Source organism: Paenibacillus sp. PCH8 (assembly GCF_002968835.1).
Classification (GTDB): Bacteria; Bacillota; Bacilli; order Paenibacillales; family Paenibacillaceae; genus Paenibacillus.
The window spans coordinates 624,788-645,688 of sequence record NZ_PKQK01000003.1 but is presented as its reverse complement, the minus strand read 5'-3'; the positions used below and the strand labels follow the sequence as shown (position 1 = coordinate 645,688).

Sequence of the window (20,901 nt, the reverse complement as noted above, 5' to 3'; positions counted from 1 at the left end):
ATTATATGAATGAGTCATCTATACATAGAACTCCTGATCCTTTTTGGCCGAATACTTCAACACATACTCCTTGTCATTGTTCAATTCTCTGGATGCAATTTTGATTCGGGTGTAGTCGAGTCGCGTCTCTTTAAGCACACGCTTAATCGCTTGAATTCCAAGTTTTTCATCCACAACATAGCAGTATATATTCAAAGCGAACTCCGTAATCGGATTAGCCGTCTTGCCCATATCGTGCCCATCTACAACGCCCAGCCCTTTCCAGCCAAGCTCACCTATCAGTGCTTCACTGGCCTTATCTTTGAGCCATAGATCACGTTTGCTTCCTGATATACTCTTCATGGGATATTGGACGAGCAATATGTAAGCGTACTGATTGGAAGCTTGTTCATAGCCCTGGTCTATGAAGCGCTTCAGAAAGTCACTTTTGAATTCGTCCTCATTGCAATACGCAACTGGAAAGTCTGATTTAGTTGTTGTCCCATAAGTTCCAACTGTACCGGTATGTTCCACAACCTGTCCTTCTTCCATCCAGTATTCCGCATAAAGTACCTTGCCATTGGGTTCGTTCTTATATAAGGTGAGCATTCATTTCCCTCCTGTAAGAATTTTTTATCTACTGATCTCTTTCTTATACCAGCACTTCCTGTGCCAGGATATGTATACTTTAAGTTACATTAGTAATTGTGAAAGCGTCAATCTATGACATCATTGAAACGATATACCGTCATAGAAAGAGGAGGTTATGCTCTTGAGTATGATCGCCTGTTACCATCTTATTTCCGACTAAATATGACAACGTTGTAACCGGATGAAGCGACAATATCTGATAGACTGGTTAGTAGATTATGGAAGGTTACATAGAGTCAGAAATGTTGCACTGAAGAGAATAGGGTCGGATTTTAAAATGACAAACAGAATGGTGGATGAGCTATGAAGAAATGGTCGGCAGCAGTCATTTTGTTTCTTTTCCTATGTATATTTCCTGTTATGGCATATGCTGACACGACTCCCTCGATTGTACTCGACGGTGTGACCATTAACCAGCAGACGGGAGCTCCTGCCGAAAATATCGGAAAGACGGTTATGGTTCCGATCCGGATCGTATCCGAAAATCTTGGTTATCAGGTGAAGTGGGAGAAGAGCACCAAGACAGTCAATGTTCAAAAAGGAAACAGCACGATTCTAATGACAGCGGGTAAAGATGCAGCTACAGTAAATGGAAACGTAGTGAATCTGGATTCGCCCCCACTGATCAAACAGGGAACTACGCTTGTTCCACTTCGCTTTGTCGGGGAAGGCATGGGGTTACGTGTTGGCTGGGACAATGGAACCAAGACAGTAAGCCTATTTAGTATTCCTCCTGTGGTTGGAACGGAAGGTGACAGTGACCCCGTCGAGGCGCCTGTACCGGATGGCCTGGCAGAACTTCAAGGCATCAGCTTCAGTGGAGATCGATTAATTGTAGCCACAAATGGTAATATTAGCCCCAAAGTTTCCAGTCTTGGTGGGCCAGACCGGATTATTGTTGATCTGCCTGCAGCGACTTTTTCTCAGGAATTCATTCAGGGACAAGCCTCTAATGCAGATGGAAGTGGGCAAATTCTAGTTACCGATTCATCCCTGGTTTCCAAAGTTCGGTATGCCATGTTCAGCAAGACACCTTCCACCGTTCGTGTCGTTCTGGATCTGACTCAGACGGCTACAGCCAAATGGTCTGTTGGAGATAACAACGTTTTGCTCGTTGACCTGACAGCCACAAGTGGAGAACCCACAAGCCAACCGGCAGTGCCTGCGAATGATGGCAAAACGATTGTGGTCATTGATCCGGGACATGGTGGTCGTCAATCTGGTGCAGTGAGTTTGTCAGGAGCTTATGAGAAGGATTTCAATCTGGCTGTAGGTCTGAAAGTTCAGGCAATCCTTCAACAATACAGAGATATTCAGACTGTGATTACACGTCAGGATGATACAGAGCTTTCACTCAAACAGCGCGTAGATATTGCAGAATTGAATCAGGCTGATATTTTTGTATCCATTCATGCAAACAAATTCACGACCCCCGTACCCAACGGCATTGAAACGCTCTATAGCCGAAAGGAAAGCAAGGTTCTCGCCGATACTCTTCACAAATATGTATTGCCGATTACAGGACTTAAAGACCGGGGAGTCAAAACGGCCAGTCTGCATGTGACCCGGGAAACAACGATGCCTGCCGTTTTAATTGAACTTGGATTTTTAAGTAATCCTGCAGATGAAGCAATCATGCTCACTGAAGCATATCAGGACCAATGTGCACAGGCTATTGTAGATGGAATCGTGGATTATTTGGGTCTGTAGGCCAGATGTTCGCAAATACGAAGATCAGGACAGTTCGTTGTTTAGAGATGCATACTTGATAATTCAGGGAAACTCAAGACATAAAAATGTAAAAAAAGCTTGATCTGACAACGTTTTTTTTCTGTTATGTTGGAATATATTCGCAACTTTTGGGATTGTGAGGCGTCTAATAGGTGTCTGGTAATGCCAAGTGGTCAGTCGGAGTTGAAGTATGACAACATGCGGCAAAAAAAAATGAGAATGGTAGGGGTGAAGGATGAAGAAGTTCGGTTTTTTGGTACTGTTATTTGTCTTTGGGCTCGTTTTCCCGGGCTATAGTCATGCAGCAACAGACACGAAAATTATTCTGGATGGAAAAGAGATCGTACAGCCATCGGATGCCAAAGCGGAGAATATCAACAGCACAGTGATGGTTCCGATCCGGGTGGTGTCCGAAAATCTTGGATATACCGTGGACTGGAAGCAGCAAACACAAACGGTGACTATTAGCAAAGACAACACTGCCATGCAGATGATTGTTGGACAGAAGACGGCAACGGTGAACGGCAGTAACGTAAACCTGGATGTCCCGCCACTCGTGAAAAACGGTACCACACTCGTTCCTCTCCGTTTCATTGGTGAGCAAATGGGTATTAAGGTGGGTTGGAACAATACCACGAAGACGGTAACATTAGTTACCCAGAATTCAGGTTCCGGAAACGGGACAACTACTCCTCCGAATGCTGGCAATAATGGTGGAGGATCGGACGAGGAAGGTCTTGTACTGGTGAACGGCATCAGCTTTAGTGACAACCGTCTTATGATCGCAACAAGCGGAAGTACGAAGCCGAACGTCTTCACGATGACAGGACCGGATCGAGTTGTTGTTGACTTGCCGAATACCGCATTTGCTGATTCGTTCAGTGAAGGACAGGCTTTAGACAGCAACCAGAATGGACAACTTGTCGTTAGCGGTTATCCGGATGTGTCAAAGATTCGTTACTCATTATACAGTAACAGTCCATCCACGCTTCGTTTTGTGATTGATCTATCCAGCTCCAAAGGATACAGTGTGCAAAATGATTCCGGACTGATTATGATTGACCTTAACAATCAAGGTGGCACTCCAGCTCCTCCTGTCGGTGACAATGGCAAAAAAGTTGTCGTTATTGACGCGGGTCACGGAGATCAAGATCCGGGAGCAATCGGTGTAACAGGCAAACGTGAAAAAGACTTCAATCTGGCGATGGCTCTGAAAGTGGATGCATTGCTGAAAAAAGAGTCCAAAATTGACGTTGTGCTCACGCGCAGCGATGATACATTCCTAGCATTGAAAGAACGTGTGAAGATTGCACAAGACATAAAAGCAGATATTTTCATCTCCATTCATGCGAATAGCGGCCCGGTTGCCGCGAACGGTGTAGAGACATTCTATACACGTTCCAACAGCAAAGCACTTGCTACGGTGATGCATAAGTATCTTTTACAGTCTTCCGGACTGAAGGACCGCGGAGTGAAAACGGCAAGTCTCCATGTAACCCGTGAAACGACAATGCCAGCAGTTCTGCTAGAAGGAGGGTTCCTTAGTAACAAGAGCGATGAAGCGGCACTGTTCACTGAAAGTTTCCAGAACGGCGTAGCCAAAGGGATTGTTGCAGGAATCAAGGAGTATCTGGGAATTAAATAAGGGACGAGCCCTTATGCCAAGGAGGCGGAGTTAGAATGAACAAGAAAATATGGATTGCAGCCTTGCTGGTGACGGTCATGGCAGTTGCTGCTGGATGTGGAAGTAAGCCAACAGCTGCTCCAAATCAGACTCAAGGCGCAGGAACCGAGAACAATGTGACTGAGGTTGAAGGCGAAACGGTAATCACTGAACCGGCAACTGCTGATCCTGATGAAACCACAACTCCTTCAGGTTCAACCGAAGGTAGCTCGGAGGGAACAACAGCTCCGTCTGGTGGTACTTCTACCGAGAAGCCTGCGACTACCGAAAGTAATGAAAAAAAATCAATCGATGTATTTTATACCGATCCGGAAGAACTGGAACTGCACAAAGCTACGGCTGAGATTTCATTTGCTTCGAATGATGCCAAATATAAAGCCGCCTTTGAGTCGCTGCAACAGAGTAAGGACGATAAGCTCGTTCCGCTTTGGGCGAAAGAAATTGAATTGAAGTCTGTTCAGTTCAAAGACGGCGCACTTACGCTGGATATTCATATGCCAGATACAGCACGACTTGGTGCAGGTGGAGAAGTATTTGCACTGGATGCGCTGAAACAAACGTTCTTCCAGTTCGATGAAGTTAAATCACTTGATTTACTGGTAGATGGTCAGCAGTCCGAGAGTTTAATGGGGCACGTGGATCTTGATCATCCAATGACTAGATCCGAATAATTTGGCAGCATGCTGTTGTACCGTGAATCCACGGATAATGGTCGTTTTACATGAGAGAGGGGAATCATAGGTGACTTTTAAATATAACCATTCATCACACTCTAAAAAAGTAGTATCAGCCGTTCTTGCAGGCATGATGGCCCTTAGCGCCGGCGGAGCTGCCATGGCAGCAGAATCAACAGAAACGGGGCAGGGCCAGACTGCGGCAGTAACGAACGCGGCTGCACCAACCGGTATGTTCAGTGATATCAAGGTCGGATACTGGGCTGAAAAACATGTGTATAAACTGGCATACCAAGGTATTCTTCTCGGTAATAACGGCCTGTTCCGTCCCGGAGACGCGGTAACGCAGCAAGAAGCAGTAACGATGGCAATCCGTTTTATGAATCAAGAAGACCAGTTGAATACCGACAAGGCTACGGCATTACCGACAAACATGGAAGTGGGAAACTATTTCAAGCCATATGTCGCGCTGGCACTTCAACTGGGACTGATTGACAAGACGGAAGAATCAACTGTGGATGTATCCAAGACATCCTGGGGCCAAAAGCCTGCATCGCGGGAATGGATTACGAAATTGTTAATCCGTTCACTGGACAAGGATGCTGAAGCCAAGGCGCAAAATAATCAATCTACCGGATTTGCTGATAATGCAAGCATCTCGGATGGTGCTAAAGGTTACGTCAATCTGGCTGTTAATCTGGATCTGGCCAAAGGTGTGGAAGGCAACAAATTCAATCCAACTGGTTCCGTAACCCGTGCTCAACTTGCGACATTCTTCAGCCGTGGCGAATCGTTGACAGATACGAAGTATCCAAACACTTCGACGGGTTATGTGACTGGATTGAAAGATGGGCAGATCACGCTGGTTGTGGACGGTAAAGCCGTTAACTTCGCAGTGAACAGCAGTACGCCATATTTTACAAAAGACAGTGAAACCCGTGTATCGGCTACTGATGTGAAACTGTATACAAAAGTCATGGTTGTCGGTTCTGTTGGCGGGGCTTCCTATGTGGAGGTTGTAGATGCTAGACCTCAGGTAGAGAGCGTCGAAGGTACTTTTGCGCGTTCACTATCAGGGAACAAAATTGGCATCTTTGTGGGCGAGAACTATGAAACATACAGTTATGATGAGGCAACTGCATTTGTCGACCAGAATGGAAATGCAATCAAACTTTCCGATATTACTGTAGATAGTATGATCGAAGTGCAGCGGGAAACATTCTCAACTGACAAAAAAACGGTCGTAATCCGGGTGAAGTCAGGCATTGTAAACAAGAGTGACAATGGTGTAGTTGCAGAAGTCTCAGCTTCTGGCAAAACGATCAAGCTTGTTAATACAGCTGGTAATACAGAGCAATTCACCTATAGTGATAATCTGATTATCACATATCAAAATCGTATTCTGTCCGTGGCTGATCTCAAAGCCGGCAGTACCGTGAAATACACCGTAAAAGACAGCGTACTGCAAACGATCGCATTGTCTCAAGGTGTGGAGCAGTCTGTGCGTGGCACACTGGTTGAGATCGGGGGTAACCAATCCACGTTGACATTCAAACGTGAAGGGGGTTCCCTTGAAGCGAAATTGTTGACTGAGAAACCGGAAGTCATTATTAATGGAATTCAGGATGCAACGCTGAATGACCTGATCACAGATGCAACCAATGGGGATAAGGTAGAACTGACGCTGAACTCCGAAGACCAAGTAACGCGTATTCAGGTCATTGGACGTCAGATGGAACCTATGAATGGGGTAACGGTAGTTTCTTACAATAGTAAAACAAAGGTGCTTACTGTGCTGGATAGCAACAAAAAGCCATTTGTATTTACATTGGATGAGAAAACCAAGCTGGACTACAATACATCCAAACCTACACTGGCAGGTCTGGAGTCACTGTTAAATGACGGGCGCAAATTGGATTTAACCTATGTCGGAACCCGTGCATTGTCTCTTAAAGTGATTTATAAGTACGAAGGCACAATCAGCAGCATTGATACTTCTGGTAGAAAGATCAGCCTATTGTCCGGGAATCAGACCATCACAGTACCTTACTCCACTGTTCCTACAGTTGAGATGTACAACAAGTCCGGAGCAAGTCTGGGAGATTTGAAGATTGGTGATAAGGTTACGGTTACGCTTGGAGCGAACCAGGATGTTGTACAGAAGGTTTCCCTGAACACGGTGGCCCAATTCGAAGTGGTTGCTGTGGAAACGAATGGTCGTATTCGTGTGAAATCGGATCTGCTGACAAGTCAGTTCTACGTGGATCAAGCGGTACTCACAGGAGAGAACGGTCAGACGATCACGCCTGCACAACTGACAATAGGGAACCTTATTAATGTAACATTTGAAGGTGCTACGCCAAAAGCGGTTCTAGTTGTTAAGCGTACACTTGCTGAAGTTACATCGGTTGATGCTTCATCAGTAACGCTTAAAATGTTTAACGGTCAGAGTGAGACGGTCCCGGTTAGTGGTTCTGTTAAAGTTGTAAAATCAGGATCTACGCTAACTTCACTGAACAGCCTTACCGTGGGAGACCGTGTGGAAATGACGAAGGATACGGATAATTCCACACGTTTCAGAGTGCTTACCGTCATGAGCAAACAATTCTGGTCTTATGATGGCGTGGGTAACCAAATTCTGGTTAAACGGGAATCAACATCAGATACCAACTATCGTTTTGCACTCGCTTCTGGTGTATTTGTTCACCAGGCTGACAACACTTTAAGCGTGCAATCTCTCAAAGATAATGATAATATTGTATTATATCTACTGAACAATGTGGTCATGGAGATTCAAAAACAGTAATCTTTTCTTTTCGAGGATCAAAAGAATGACCGTCTTGATACGGGATCTTTCCCGCATCAAGACGTTTTTTTTGCAAGATTTTTGAGATCCCCGCAAAGTACTTGGATCCAGCTTCGAAGTAAGGCTCCACGCGTGGAGTCATTTTGTGGGAGGTAGCTCTTCATGAATGCAGCGACGGTTAGGCATATACTCGATACAATGGAAGCCATGTTTCCTGACGCACATTGCGAATTAAATCACAGCAATGCGTTTGAATTGACGGTAGCTGTCCTTTTGTCTGCCCAGTGCACCGACGAAACAGTGAATAAGGTAACCGCGGATTTGTTCAAAAAGTACACCTGCCCTGCCGATTATCTGACCGTTCCTCTCGAAGAACTGGAACAGGATATCAGGCGGATCGGTTTATACCGGAACAAGGCCAAGCATATTCAGAACATGTGCCGAATTTTAATAGAGCAGTATGGCGGAGATGTACCGCAGGAACATGATCAGCTTGTGACGCTACCAGGTGTCGGGCGGAAGACCGCGAATGTAGTTGTATCCAATGCGTTTGGAGTACCGGCAATTGCGGTGGATACTCACGTTGAACGAGTATCCAAACGGCTGGCGCTTGCAGGTTGGGATGACTCCGTACTTGAAGTCGAGAAGAAACTGATGAAGCGCGTACCCCGGGAGGAGTGGACCCTAACTCACCACCGGATTATATTTTTTGGACGCTACCATTGCAAGGCACAGAACCCTCAATGTCATATCTGTCCGTTGCTGGACATATGCAGAGAAGGGAAAAAGCGTATGAAAACGTCCCAAATCAGGAAAGATAAGGAACGTGTCACCACCCGAAAGCGAAAAATAAATTAATGAGTAGAAAAGGATGAATAATCATGAAATGCATTTCCGTGTATACTGACAATTTTGAGGCCTTCTCCGATATTTTCGAACAAATCGTTGAACAGGAAATGGCTGAAAATGAAGAAAAAGAAATAGAAGGTATCACTGTGAGCCATTCTGGCGATGTGCCTGAACATTACCTGGAGCGTATGTCCACGAAGCTTGAAGTCGTTGTAATGAGAGACAAAGGCAGAGACATCACGATTCTGCAACATGGACAAGTATTCGAAATTTTGCTGCCTTCCATGGAGAATGCCGTTTCTTAAAGAAGTCATTACACAAGAGGCCATGTTGCATCCATATCATTCAAACCATCCTGATTAAGGTGACCTGACTGACATGAATTGCAACTGGCCCTTGCGTAAGCCTTTTTTTATAAATGCTAATTATAGAACGTATTGCAGATAAAACCGACTTGATCGGTTTTATTTTTTTATATCAGGATATAAGCATCCATTCAAAGAGTGTTTTTCAATCAAGAGACATCTAAATTAAATGGTGTAAAATAATTGTATTTATATGTTTAATGTAGTGTCATGTATATTCAGTTCGAACCGTTCAAATTCAAACTTGATAATGTTAATATAAATGATGTATAAGATATAGGCGCCGAGATGGATGCCAAATTAGAGGAGCCAGGGGGAAGGCCAGTCATGTCCAGAATAGATTACCCAAAAGAAATGGCCAAACCTCTGCTTCCGTTGCGTGAAGTGATGGAGCAGACAGGAGACCATACGGCTGTACAGGCTTTAACGGATTTAATCAGCAAGGCGGAAATGAAGCATCTGACGATTGCGTTCTGCGGTCACTTCTCTGCAGGCAAATCGAGTCTGATCAACAGTTTGTGCGGTAAGCGCGTGTTGCCTTCAAGCCCCGTACCAACAAGTGCAAATGTAGTATCTATACGAAATGGTGAACCGAAAGCAATTATTCATACAACTTCAAACGTAAGCGCTGACAATGGACCGGAAACACTTGAAGTTTCTCCTGAGGAATTGGAGGTGTATTGCAAAAATGGCGGAGCTTACAGCTCGATTGAAGTATGGGATGATATTCCGCTTCTGAAAGATGACGCTGTCCTGCTGGATACACCAGGTGTGGATTCAACAGATCGCGGGCATAGTCTCGCCACTCATTCAGCGCTCCATCTGGCGGATGTGGTGTTCTATGTCATGGACTATAATCATGTTCAGTCTGAGACGAACCTTTCATTTGCCAAGAGTTTATCGGATTGGGGGAAACCGTTGTTTCTGATCGTGAACCAGATCGACAAATATCGGGAGCGGGAGCTTTCTTTTGACCAGTATGTTGAAGGTGTAGAAGCTATCTTCACAGCATGGGAAGTTAGATATGACGGATTGCTCTTCACTTCATTGCGCGACAAGGAGCATCGATACAACCAGTGGGCACTACTTCCTGAACTTATTGGTCAGATGATGGAAGAGAAGGAGGGCTTGATTAAGCACAGTTTGGCAAGTTCAGCCAGTCATATAACGGAGCAACATCTGGCAAGACAAGCAGAGAAACGCGAAGAAGAAGAAAACTCTCTGCTGGAAGAGATCGGCGGTAAGGAAGGCATCGAACGTCTGGAACGGGAGCTTGCGCTTATCGATCAGCAAGCAGCAGATCTTCGATCCTTGCCTTCACGAGCACGTGAGAAATTCCGGGCTGAACTGGAACCGCTGCTGTCCAATGCAAACCTTACACCTGCGGATATTCGCACGTCAGCAGCTGCTTATTTGGAGAGCCGCAAACCGGGTTTCAGAGTTGGCTTACTATTCTCAGGAGGCAAAACCGAACAGGAGAAACAGCGACGTGTTTCAGAGTTGGCTAGGTTATTACAGGATCAGACTTCGGGACAGGTGGAAGTACATATTCGCACAATGCTCAGGCAACTGGGTGAATCTCATCAACTGTGGGGCACACAGTGGGAGCAGGCGCTCAATATGGAACTGCCTGCTGTAGATGAAGCATTATTGGAGATGAAGCGGAGTGCCAGTGCTGAGGTGTCACCCGAGTATGTTCTTCAATACAGCAAAGATCTCCGGGGCGAGATTGAGACCCGGTATCGCAGGTCGGCCATGATGCTGGCCGACCGCATCTTGGAAGCGCTGGGCTCGCAAGGCGAAGCCGCGCTTCAGGCGCTAGACGCCAGCCGCGCAGCGCTGCTGGCGCAATCCGCGGCGGCGGCGCGCTACACGGCGCTCCAGCGCAGCGCCGCCGCAGAGGCAGCAGGGCTGCGCAGCCTGCTGCCCCATGCGGGCCCCCTCCCCTCCGGGCTATTGCCGGAGGTGCAGGGCCCGCACGTGCCCGCGCATGGACCGGGCGAAGCTCCCGGTCCGCATGCGGGCACGTCCGCGTCTGTGGCGGCGCAGCCACAGACGCCAGAGGCACAGCCGCCGCAGCGCATAGCCGCGGCGGTAGTGCCTGGGCCATCGGCGGCAGCTGGCGCCGAGCGTCGCCGACGCCTGGACGCAGCAGCGGCACGGCTGGAAGCCGCTGCTGCGTTGGTGGAGCCGTACCCCGCCATGGGGTCGGCGGTACGTGATCTGCGTGCACGCGCGGCTTCGCTCGCGGGCGGCACGTTCACTCTGGCGCTGTTCGGAGCATTCAGCGCCGGCAAATCTTCCTTCGCCAACGCATTGCTGGGCGAAGATGTACTACCTGTCTCGCCGCATCCAACGACAGCGGCGATTAATCGGATCATGGCTCCTGCCGGTGGCGCGGAGCATGGAACAGCCCGGGTCCGCATGAAGACCCGGGACGCCTTCCAGGAAGACCTTGCCTATTCCTTCCGATTGCTCGGCTTGGGGGAACCTGAGACAGAGTGGCAGAAGCGAGTTCAATCTCTCTCGCCACAGGATGTACATCCGGCGGGGCGTCCGCATTACAGCTTTTTACAGGCAGCAGCGGCTGGCTGGGAAGAGACAGCGGACCAACTGGGTCAGGATGTGCTGGTAGATCTGAACGGATATCGCAATTTTGTAGCGAATGAGAAGAAGTCCTGTTTTGTAGATAGTATCGACCTGTACTATAGCTGTGATGTGACAGAACAGGGGATCGTGCTGGTGGACACGCCGGGTGCGGACTCCGTGAACGCCCGTCATACAGGCGTGACCTTCAATTATATGAAGAATGCAGATGCGCTCATTTTTGTAACCTATTACAACCATGCTTTCTCCCAAGGGGACCGACAGTTCCTGAATCAACTGGGACGAGTGAAGGACAGTTCTGCCATGGATCAGATGTTCTTTGTCGTTAACGCGAGTGATCTGTCATCCTCCGAGGAGGAGTTGGAGCAGGTTCTTGATCATGTTAGTACTCAACTGCGGAGTAATGGAATTCGGGCACCACGACTCTTCCCGGTATCCAGCTTACAGGCGATGGAAGGCAAGATGAGCGGAGATACGAATATGCTGGAACAATCCGGATTTATCCGTTTTGAGGAAGAATTCAATCGTTTTGCAGGCAAAGAGCTGGCCGATCTTGCCGTAGGTGGAGCATCCGAAGAGATGGCTCGTGTCATTCAGCGGCTGAAGAAGCGTGCGGAGGATGCAGCTCAGGGTGAAGAATCGTTGCAGCGTCGCCGGGATGAATTGGAAACCATTCAGGGTCAGTCACGCCAGCGAATTCAGCGACTCGCAGATCGATCCATGAAGGAAGAACTTTCACAGGAGACGGCAGAACTGCTCTTCCATGTAAGACAGCGACTTGCCTATCGACTGGGCCTGTTTATGGCAGAAGCGTTCCATCCGTCGGTACTTCGAGAGGATCGGGGCAACTTGAAGACGGTTTTTGCTGCCTGTGGACGTGAGTTGCTACGCATGATTGCCATTGAACTGGAGCAGGAACTGCTCGCAACAACCCTCAGACTCGAACAGGCAGGACAGACCTGGTTGATGAAACAAGTGACAGAATGTATAGACGAGGTAAGGCAGTTGTCCGGAGGCGTGGATGTCTCACTGCCACTGAACCAGCGCTGGAGCACACCTGTTCTGGAAGAAGTTCGTTTGGAAGAACCATCAGGATGGAAAAGCTATTGGAGTTACTTCCGTAATCCGAAACAGTTCTTCGAAGGAGATGGGCGTCAACGTCTACAGGAGGCACTTGATCCTGTACTCAAACAGATGATCATTGAAGTTCTTCCTGCTGCACAGAACAAGTTGATACAGTTTTATGACAACCAGCTTGAGCAGTCGCTACTGCATCAATCCCGTCAACTGGAAGAGCGACTGGACGAGGCAGTAAGTGGTCTGCATGACATGCTGACAAGTGGAATTCCTGTAGGAGAATGGGAGAGTTTGGCTGTGCAACTGGAACAGATTGAACGTGGTTAGCATTCTGCCGAGAGTAGCATACTCTGGAAAGCTTTGTAAAAATAAATGATCAATACAGCAATACATTGAAAATGTTGCGAAAATCATCTCAAAAAGGCTCCCGCCCAAAAGGCATATAGGGAGCCTTTTTTGGGTACGAACAACCTGAAATAAAGAGAATATTCAAACATTTGATTGAAAGGTGGGCATTAACCTCCGTTAATGCGTCAATAAGCTGAAAGCAGGCAGAATATGGTCTGTTATTCGCTTTGCCGCGAATGGGGGACGGTGATAAACTTCATAAATGTTCATACTATTTTGAACGACATAAGAGGAGGAGAAACATGGATGTTCTTAGGCAACTGCAAATCTTTTTTTGGGAAAAGCGAACATATTTATTTGTTTCAATCTTGTTCCTCGCCATAGCGACCGCGCTCGGATTGGTATATCCGTACCTGCTGAGGATATTGATTGACGATATTATTGTTCCGCGAACTTTTGAAGACGTTCCCATACTTGCTTTGACTGTGTTAGGTGTAGTTATTGTGAAAGCGGGAATGCAATTCTTACACGGTTTTTATGGAGGACGCCTTGGTAACTTCCTGGCGTACAAACTTCGTAACGCTTGTTACGAAAAGCTTCAATTTTTATCCTTCCGTTATTACGATACGGCCAAGACAGGTGATCTGATGTCCCGCCTCACGGGAGATTTGGAAGCCATCCGTAACTTTATCGGCTTTGGTTTCGCCCAGATTCTTAACATGGTTTTCATGGTCGTATTCGGCGCAATCATGATGATGACCATGAGTTGGCAGCTTACGCTGTTCACGCTCATATGCATCCCGCTGCTCGCCTACGTTGCGCTAAGGTTCGAATCCAAAATCCATCCCGCGTTTCAGGAGATGCGACTGGCGCTCAGTTCACTGACGACAGCGGTACAGGAGAATATCACGGGTGTACGTACGGTAAAGTCCTTTGCGCGTGAGCCTTATGAAGTGGAGAAATTCTCCACACGAAATGAGCGTTACAAGACCAATCAGATTCATGCTGCAACATTGTGGAGTCGCTATTTTCCGATTATGGAGATCCTTGCTTCGGTGAGCATCGTGTTGTTGCTGGTAATCGGAGGAAGAATGGTTATACAGAAAACGTTGACCCTCGGTGAACTCGTTGCCTTCTTCAGTTTGATCTGGTACATAATCGGTCCAATGTGGAACCTTGGTTTCCATATCAATAACTATACGCAATCTAAAGCTTCAGGTGAACGGGTGCTCGAACTGTTGAATACGCCAGTGGATGTGGAAGAGACGGAAGATCCGGTCATTGTGGAGGCAGATCAAGTGAACGGTCATGTGACGTTTGAATCCGTTACCTTTGCCTACGGCAACAAAATGCCAGCCGTAACGGATATTAATTTTGATGCTCCACCCGGTTCTGTAATCGGTTTCCTTGGGGGGACAGGGTCGGGTAAATCAACCATTATCCAGCTACTGATGCGTGCATATAACGTGAACTCGGGAACGATTAAGCTGGATGGCAAAAACATTAAGGATATAGGTATTCGTAGTCTACGGAGTCAGATCGCTTCTGTTTTCCAGGAAACGTTCCTGTTCTCATCCAGCATTCGCAACAATATTTCCTATGGACTCAAGAACGTCACCATGGATGAAATTATCCGCGCAGCCAAGCTGGCCAAGGCCCATGACTTCATTATGGAGTTTCCTGGCGGATATGACACAGTGGTTGGTGAACGCGGCATGGGATTATCGGGAGGACAGAAGCAACGGATTGCCATTGCAAGAGCTTTACTGAAAAATCCCAAAATTCTGGTGCTTGATGATGCAACCAGCGCCGTTGATATGGAGACGGAACATGAGATTCAATCCGGTTTCCAGGAAGTTATGCGGGGAAGAACTACATTTATTATTGCACACCGTATCTCTTCACTACGACATGCAGATGAGATTCTGGTACTTGATGAAGGTCGCGTGGTACAACGCGGTAAACATACAGAACTCATTGAAGTGCCTGGACCTTACCAGGATGTTTACAAAATTCAATATGCAGACTATATTGCCCGCGGTAAGCGGGAGGCTGGGGAGCAGGTGAATTCATGAGTGCCGAGACGATAGCTGACAGGCGCGAGGCCAAAGGGGCCTCGGAGAAGAAACTGAATGAACGATTTGTGTATCAGGACGATGAAATTATTGAAAAACCGTTTAACTGGAAAGAATTCGGACGTTTGTTTGCATATATGAAACCTTATGCAAGACAACTCTTACCACTCGTTATTCTGATGATGATTCTGGGTACCATTACGAAACTGTCCGTACCATTTCTGATCAGTCTCGCGATTGACAGAGCGATTGCACCGGAAACGGGATTGACAAGTATGACCATGCTATATATCATAGCGGGTTCGATACTCTTGCTGTATCTCATTCAATGGGCTGCCAATACGTACCGGATCAAACTGACGAATATTATTGGACAGCGTGTCATCTATGATCTTCGCTCGGATCTGTTCAAGCATATCCAGAAGCTGTCCTTTAACTTTTTTGACAAAAGACCGGCGGGCTCCGTACTGGTTCGTGTTACCAATGATATTAACTCCCTTCAGGATCTGTTCACGAACGGTGCCGTTAACGTCATGATTGACTGTGTGCAGCTGCTTGGGATCATTGTGATCTTGCTGCTCATTAACTGGAAGTTGGGTCTTGCCGTAATCATTACGGTGCCCATCATGTTTATCATCTCGACCAAACTGCGGGTTCATATCCGTCGTGCCTGGCAGGATGTACGCATGAAGAACTCTCGCATTAACTCCCACTTGAATGAATCCATTCAGGGGATTCGGGTGACTCAGGCTTATACACAGGAAAAAGAGAATATGAAATACTTTGACAACATGAATCTGTCCAGCAAAAAATCATGGGATAAAGCATCAGCCATGAACCAGGGCTTTGGCCCGCTGATTGAGATTACCGGTGGTTTCGGTACATTAATCCTCTTCTGGTTTGGTGCCTACCTCATTCAAGACGGTCAGTTAACTGTAGGATTGCTTGTGGCATTTGCCAACTATGTCGGCAACTTCTGGGACCCGATTAACCGTCTGGGACAGATGTACAATCAGCTACTGGTTGCCATGGCGTCATCGGAACGTATCTTCGAATTCATGGATGAAAAGCCAAGTATCGCAGATAAACCAGGTGCCAAGCCGCTTCCTTCTATTAAGGGAGATATCGCATTCGACAATGTTGTGTTTGAATACGAGAAAGGCAGACAGGCGCTGAAGGGAATCAGCTTCTCCGCGGTTGCAGGACAGTCGATTGCGCTTGTGGGTCATACGGGATCAGGTAAAAGTACGATCATCAATCTGATCAGTCGTTTCTATGATATATCTGGTGGGCGTCTTACGATTGACGGACAGGATGTTCGGGATGTAACGGTAGAAAGTCTGCGCAAACAGATCAGCATTGTATTGCAGGATACCTTCATTTTCTCCGGTACGATCCGTGACAATATTCGTTTTGGACGACTGGACGCAACGAATGAAGAGGTGGAAGACGCTGCCAAAGCAGTCAATGCGCATGAGTTCATCATGAAGCTGCCGGGTGGATACGATACCGAAGTTGAGGAACGTGGGAACGTATTATCTATGGGACAGCGGCAATTGTTATCCTTTGCCCGTGCGCTCCTGGCTGATCCGCGCATCTTGATTCTGGATGAGGCTACAGCCAGTATTGATACGGAAACCGAGCTTAAAATTCAGGAAGCGTTGAAGGTGCTGTTGCAGGGAAGAACGTCCTTTATGGTTGCTCACCGTCTCTCAACCATCCGGAATGCAGATCACATTATTGTCCTGGATCATGGCGAGATTAAGGAAGAAGGAAACCACGAACAGCTTATTCAAAAGCAAGGCGTTTATAATGGTCTCATCGAAGCCCAATACAGATTTTTGTAATGAAGCCTTTGGACGCCTGTGAAGCGTCTGATAGTATATGATATGAACGTATAACACTCTGGCGTTCTTTAGCCTGGTCCTTCAAGAATAAGTACGTATTATTCATTGAAGACAGGCATAAAGAATAGCCGGAGTTTTTACTTTACTATCAGCTTGATAAGCAAAACTTATTTTAGTACATACACATGCACTCTTTCTTTTCCCTCATCAGGTTCGGGAGATAGATATGTGGTATGTTATATTCTTAAACGTAAGCAAGATGATTACGATCACGACTGTTGGAGGAAGATCAATGCAGATGGACAATAACGAAATAAGATCAGAGCATTTCGATCACCTGGACCATATGAACTTTAGACTTAACGATGTGAACCATACGAGTAAACATGCAACGGAGTGGCTTTTAAGAAAACACTTCATTGAAACATACATGTTATTATTTGTGGCCAGTGGTCAAGGCTGGTTAAAGATTGATGGGAGTTTTATCGAATTGAAGGCGGGCGGACTGTATATATGCCTCCCGGGGCAGTTGGTTGAAGCGGCTGTTCATTCATTAGATGAGCGAGGCGTGTATCACATGAGTTTTGATGTAATGTATGCATTGGAACAGGAGGGACGAACAACCCTTGAGGTTATGAAGCAACTTCTGCGTAATGATGTTAATGGCGAGGTTATCTCAGCTTCACCCGTTGCTGTGGGCGTAATTTGTCAGATGATTTACCACCACATACACATGAAGGATGGCTTGCAACGGTACTATGGTCAGATTCGTTTTCAGGAACTGTTGTATACGATGTTTTATGATGGAGCCAGTGTAGAAGAGACAGAACTTGCCTCCCCGATTGAACATGTGAAAGTCTTTTTGGAGCAGAATTACGCGAAGAGATTAAACATAGAGCAATTGGCAAACGTTGCACAAATGAGCCCCAGACATTTCATGCGCTTATTCAAAAAAAGATATGGGTACAGTCCAGTGGACTATTTAACTTTTTATCGAATTAAACAAGCCCAGATCTTGATGAGAAATGATCACAGTCATCGACTCAAGGATGTTGCTTCGTACGTGGGTTACCAGGATGAAACGTATTTCCGGCGTAAATTCAGGCAGATCTCTGGCATTCCACCAGCAGCGTTCATACGTAATAGCAAACAAAAAATTGCTGCGGTTGACTCTTTGAGCATTGGTACACTGCTTGCATTACAGATCATTCCCTGTGCCGCGCGGGCAAGTCATCCGTGGACGTATTATTATAGACGCAAGTATGAAACTGACAAAGTAATTCCGCTAGCCGAGGTAGAGCCCATCTTGCTCGAAGAGCTTCGTCTGGTTAAACCGGATTATATTATTACCGTCGGCACGGAGTCTGAGGCTTTGCATAGTCAACTTGATTGCATCGCACCCGTATGTAACATCCCGTGGAGAAAAGGGATTGGAGGGAACATCTGAGATATGTTGCAAGCTTTTTGAACAGATCGGAGATTGCAGAGGTGTGGCTTCAAAGATATGAAGAGAAGGCAAAGATCGTGAAAAATCAGCTTGCGGATATCATCCGACAAGACAGGTTAATTGTACTGAAAGTTTATGGTGAAGAGTTACAGATGTTAGGGCCAAGGAGCATTGCTTCCGTTTTTTACGTTGATATGCAGATGGAGGGTCCAGAAGGAATTGAGACTTTTTGGGATAGCGGCACAGTGGCCATTAAGGAGCTTTCATCTCTGGATTTTGAAAGAATATTGCTCATCGTAGGTGAGGATGAGATATCGAAACAGACTTGGTCTGCTGTACGAAAGTCCGAAGACTGGAATGAGTTGTTAGCGGTACAAAATGGCCGAATGGATATTCTTATGTCAAGCGTCCTGCTCGACTATACGGCGTTTACACATGAGCTTATGCTGGATGAGATGTTAAAGTTATGGCAAGATCGTCCATAGCAAAAAGTCTGAATAGTCAATATCATACCTGAACATATTTTAATATACTTACTCCTATATCAAATGATAATGATAATTATTATTAATTAGACGTTGTCATAACTAAATGCCATATAGGGGGTACATAAAGAATGAGATTCAGATGGTTAACGGTACTATGCACCATGATGTTGGTGCTCATTATTTCGGCTTGTGGTGCAGGGGGGCAAGATGAGGCTACGAGCGAAGGTCAAAAGACTGGTTCTGCCAATACATCCACAACAGAAACAACAGAAACAACAGAAACAAGTCAGGTAAAAAAAGTGACTACCAAGATGGGAGACATTGAAATCCCGGTTGAACCACAAAGAGTAGTGGGTCTGTCCCTTGTATATCCGGAGTTTTTGTATGCACTTGGCATCGTACCTGTTGCTGTGCAGAACTATCACGAGGATCATCCTTCTTATTTGGAAGAGCCATTCGCGAATACCATGAAAATGGGCATCGCACGAACGCCGAATTTTGAAGCGGTTATGGAGACAATGCCTGATTTGATTATAGCTCCTGACTGGTGGTCCGAAAAGGATTATGATCAGCTTTCTCTGATTGCACCCACTGTACTTCTTCCACAACGTGATGATTGGCGGGACGAATTGCGTGATATTGCCAAAGTTCTGGACAGAGAAGAACAGGCAGAAAAGGTTATTGAAGATTTGGTAGCGAAGGAAAAAGTTGCAGCCGACAAATTAAACGAGATGATCGGAGAAGAAACAGTTCTCTATATTCGAGTCATGGAAAAAGAAATCGTCCTTCACGGGGAGAACCTTGACCGTGGAAACTTCGTGCACAAGCGTCTCGGTATGAATCCACTCCCGAATTTCCCGAAAGATCAAGTTGCCATGTCCGTATCCATGGAAGTATTGCCTGAATACGATGCAGATCACTTGATCGTTCAACTGGATGACGATAAGAATCCTGAAATTAAGAAGAAATTCGAAGAGATGTTGGCAACTTCACTATGGAAAAATCTGAAAGCAGTCAAAAATGATCATGTGTACATGGTTGGTGGTAAGGAATGGCTCAATCTGGGGATGTCTCCACTGGCTGACGAGTATGTTATTGATGACATTGTAGCTGTTTTTGAAGAGAAAAATAAATAAGGCAAACGGTGCATGTTACACATATCTCTAAATTCACTACTAAATAACAGGATGTGTCCAAAATGAATAAGGAAGATATCTATGACTTGACCATCATCGGAGGCGGACCGGCCGGATTATATGCGGCATTTTATGCCGGGATGCGTGATATGAGAGTTAAGATCATTGAAGGCAAAGACCAACTTGGTGGTTTTCTGCATACCTATTCCGAAAAAACCATTTGGGATGTGGGTGGCCTGCCACCAATGAAGTGTTCAAAGTTGATTGAGTATCTGGTTCAGCAGGCGAATACCTTTAATCCAACGGTTGAATTGAATTGCAAAGTAGATCGGTTCGCTCGACTGGACAACGAGATTTTGGCTCTGTATACTGCTGAAGGCGACATACACTATACGCGTACAATCATTGTCGCAGTAGGCCGTGGTATCGCAGAAATTCAGAAATTGGAGCTTCAGGAGCCGATTCAATATGAGCATGTGAATCTTCATTACACCGTGCAAAATCCAGAACATTTTTCCGGGAAGCGCGTACTCATTTCAGGTGGAGGCAACAGTGCTGTAGACTGGGCAATTGAACTTGCTAAACTTGCACGGAGCGTAGTGGTCGTCCACCGAAAAAATGAGTTTCGTGCAATGGAACGCAATGTTAGCGAGATGAACAATGTAACGGATGTCAGAACTCCATATAGCATCACACGGCTTCATAATCATGGTGAACGTATCCATCAGGTTGTAATTACGCATATGGAGAGTCAGGACAATGTATTGTTAGATGTGGATGAAGTCGTAGTTAGTCATGGGTATAAAAGCAATTTGAGTAACCTTGCCAGTTGTGGACTGACTATGGATGACGGAATGGTTCTAATGAGCCAACATGCGCAGACGAACCTCCAAGGTATTTTTGCTGCAGGGGATTGTGCAACTCACGATAGCAAAGTCAGACTTATTGCCGGAGCCTTCAACGATGCGATTTTAGCTGTAAATAGTGCGAAAAAATACTTGACTCCAAATGCTCCCATGATGGCGTACGTCTCCTCCCATAATGAAATTTTCAGAGAAAAAAACAAACAAATCCCAAGGTTCTAAACTTGGGGTTTGTTTGCTGATTCATGTTCACTGGAATATTAAAATCTGCTGT

General features: G+C 46.2%; 14 protein-coding genes. 13 read left to right on the top strand and 1 reads right to left on the bottom strand.

Annotated features, from left to right (window positions below; genetic code table 11):
* Window positions 1-18 precede the first annotated feature (18 nt).
* Window positions 19-588: a hypothetical protein gene (locus C0Q44_RS20145; protein WP_105409023.1), complete on the bottom strand. Its 570-nt coding sequence runs from the start codon at window positions 586-588 to the stop codon at window positions 19-21.
* A gap of 345 nt (window positions 589-933) precedes the next feature.
* Between C0Q44_RS20145 and C0Q44_RS20140 the strand changes: the two genes are divergently transcribed.
* The 13 genes from C0Q44_RS20140 to C0Q44_RS20080 all read left to right on the top strand — a co-directional run bounded on the left by C0Q44_RS20140 (window position 934) and on the right by C0Q44_RS20080 (window position 20,849).
* Window positions 934-2,340 (top strand): N-acetylmuramoyl-L-alanine amidase family protein, encoded by a 1,407-nt coding sequence (locus C0Q44_RS20140; protein ID WP_105409022.1) that lies wholly within the window; start codon window positions 934-936, stop codon window positions 2,338-2,340.
* Between the two features lie 256 nt (window positions 2,341-2,596).
* Window positions 2,597-4,006, top strand: a complete 1,410-nt coding sequence (locus C0Q44_RS20135; protein ID WP_105409021.1) for an N-acetylmuramoyl-L-alanine amidase family protein — start codon at window positions 2,597-2,599, stop codon at window positions 4,004-4,006.
* Window positions 4,007-4,041: 35 nt separating this feature from the next.
* On the top strand, window positions 4,042-4,716 hold the full coding sequence (locus C0Q44_RS20130; RefSeq protein ID WP_105409020.1) for a GerMN domain-containing protein: 675 nt from the start codon (window positions 4,042-4,044) through the stop codon (window positions 4,714-4,716).
* A gap of 70 nt (window positions 4,717-4,786) precedes the next feature.
* Entirely contained in the window at window positions 4,787-7,525 is a 2,739-nt protein-coding gene (locus tag C0Q44_RS20125) for an S-layer homology domain-containing protein (protein ID WP_105409019.1), read from the top strand.
* Between the two features lie 162 nt (window positions 7,526-7,687).
* On the top strand, window positions 7,688-8,383 hold the full coding sequence (gene nth, locus C0Q44_RS20120) for an endonuclease III (RefSeq protein WP_105409018.1): 696 nt from the start codon (window positions 7,688-7,690) through the stop codon (window positions 8,381-8,383).
* 23 nt (window positions 8,384-8,406) lie between these two features.
* Window positions 8,407-8,679 (top strand): NAD/NADP transhydrogenase alpha subunit, encoded by a 273-nt coding sequence (locus C0Q44_RS20115; protein ID WP_105409017.1) that lies wholly within the window; start codon window positions 8,407-8,409, stop codon window positions 8,677-8,679.
* Window positions 8,680-9,066: 387 nt separating this feature from the next.
* Entirely contained in the window at window positions 9,067-12,750 is a 3,684-nt protein-coding gene (locus C0Q44_RS20110; RefSeq protein ID WP_181151094.1) for a dynamin family protein, read from the top strand.
* 323 nt (window positions 12,751-13,073) lie between these two features.
* Window positions 13,074-14,846 carry an ABC transporter ATP-binding protein gene (locus C0Q44_RS20105; protein ID WP_105409015.1) on the top strand — a complete coding sequence of 591 codons (1,773 nt, stop codon included), beginning with the start codon at window positions 13,074-13,076 and terminating at the stop codon, window positions 14,844-14,846.
* Complete coding sequence (locus C0Q44_RS20100) at window positions 14,843-16,693, top strand: ABC transporter ATP-binding protein (RefSeq protein ID WP_105409014.1); 1,851 nt, start codon at window positions 14,843-14,845, stop codon at window positions 16,691-16,693. The genes C0Q44_RS20105 and C0Q44_RS20100 overlap by 4 nt, the downstream gene beginning before the upstream one ends.
* Window positions 16,694-16,985: 292 nt before the next feature.
* Window positions 16,986-18,140, top strand: coding sequence for a helix-turn-helix domain-containing protein (locus tag C0Q44_RS20095; protein WP_181151093.1), 1,155 nt, complete (start codon window positions 16,986-16,988; stop codon window positions 18,138-18,140).
* Window positions 18,141-18,157: 17 nt separating this feature from the next.
* Entirely contained in the window at window positions 18,158-18,625 is a 468-nt protein-coding gene (locus C0Q44_RS20090; RefSeq protein ID WP_105409012.1) for a substrate-binding domain-containing protein, read from the top strand.
* A gap of 131 nt (window positions 18,626-18,756) precedes the next feature.
* Window positions 18,757-19,764 (top strand): ABC transporter substrate-binding protein, encoded by a 1,008-nt coding sequence (locus tag C0Q44_RS20085; protein ID WP_105409011.1) that lies wholly within the window; start codon window positions 18,757-18,759, stop codon window positions 19,762-19,764.
* 62 nt (window positions 19,765-19,826) lie between these two features.
* Window positions 19,827-20,849, top strand: a complete 1,023-nt coding sequence (locus C0Q44_RS20080) for an NAD(P)/FAD-dependent oxidoreductase (RefSeq protein WP_105409010.1) — start codon at window positions 19,827-19,829, stop codon at window positions 20,847-20,849.
* Window positions 20,850-20,901 lie beyond the last annotated feature (52 nt).

Coding starts and splice junctions, on each gene's coding strand:
- C0Q44_RS20145 (WP_105409023.1), bottom strand. CDS start 588: ATGCTCACCTTATATAAGAACGAACCCAATGGCAAGGTACTTTATGCG.
- C0Q44_RS20140 (WP_105409022.1), top strand. CDS start 934: ATGAAGAAATGGTCGGCAGCAGTCATTTTGTTTCTTTTCCTATGTATA.
- C0Q44_RS20135 (WP_105409021.1), top strand. CDS start 2,597: ATGAAGAAGTTCGGTTTTTTGGTACTGTTATTTGTCTTTGGGCTCGTT.
- C0Q44_RS20130 (WP_105409020.1), top strand. CDS start 4,042: ATGAACAAGAAAATATGGATTGCAGCCTTGCTGGTGACGGTCATGGCA.
- nth (WP_105409018.1), top strand. CDS start 7,688: ATGAATGCAGCGACGGTTAGGCATATACTCGATACAATGGAAGCCATG.
- C0Q44_RS20115 (WP_105409017.1), top strand. CDS start 8,407: ATGAAATGCATTTCCGTGTATACTGACAATTTTGAGGCCTTCTCCGAT.
- C0Q44_RS20110 (WP_181151094.1), top strand. CDS start 9,067: ATGTCCAGAATAGATTACCCAAAAGAAATGGCCAAACCTCTGCTTCCG.
- C0Q44_RS20105 (WP_105409015.1), top strand. CDS start 13,074: ATGGATGTTCTTAGGCAACTGCAAATCTTTTTTTGGGAAAAGCGAACA.
- C0Q44_RS20100 (WP_105409014.1), top strand. CDS start 14,843: ATGAGTGCCGAGACGATAGCTGACAGGCGCGAGGCCAAAGGGGCCTCG.
- C0Q44_RS20095 (WP_181151093.1), top strand. CDS start 16,986: ATGCAGATGGACAATAACGAAATAAGATCAGAGCATTTCGATCACCTG.
- C0Q44_RS20085 (WP_105409011.1), top strand. CDS start 18,757: ATGAGATTCAGATGGTTAACGGTACTATGCACCATGATGTTGGTGCTC.
- C0Q44_RS20080 (WP_105409010.1), top strand. CDS start 19,827: ATGAATAAGGAAGATATCTATGACTTGACCATCATCGGAGGCGGACCG.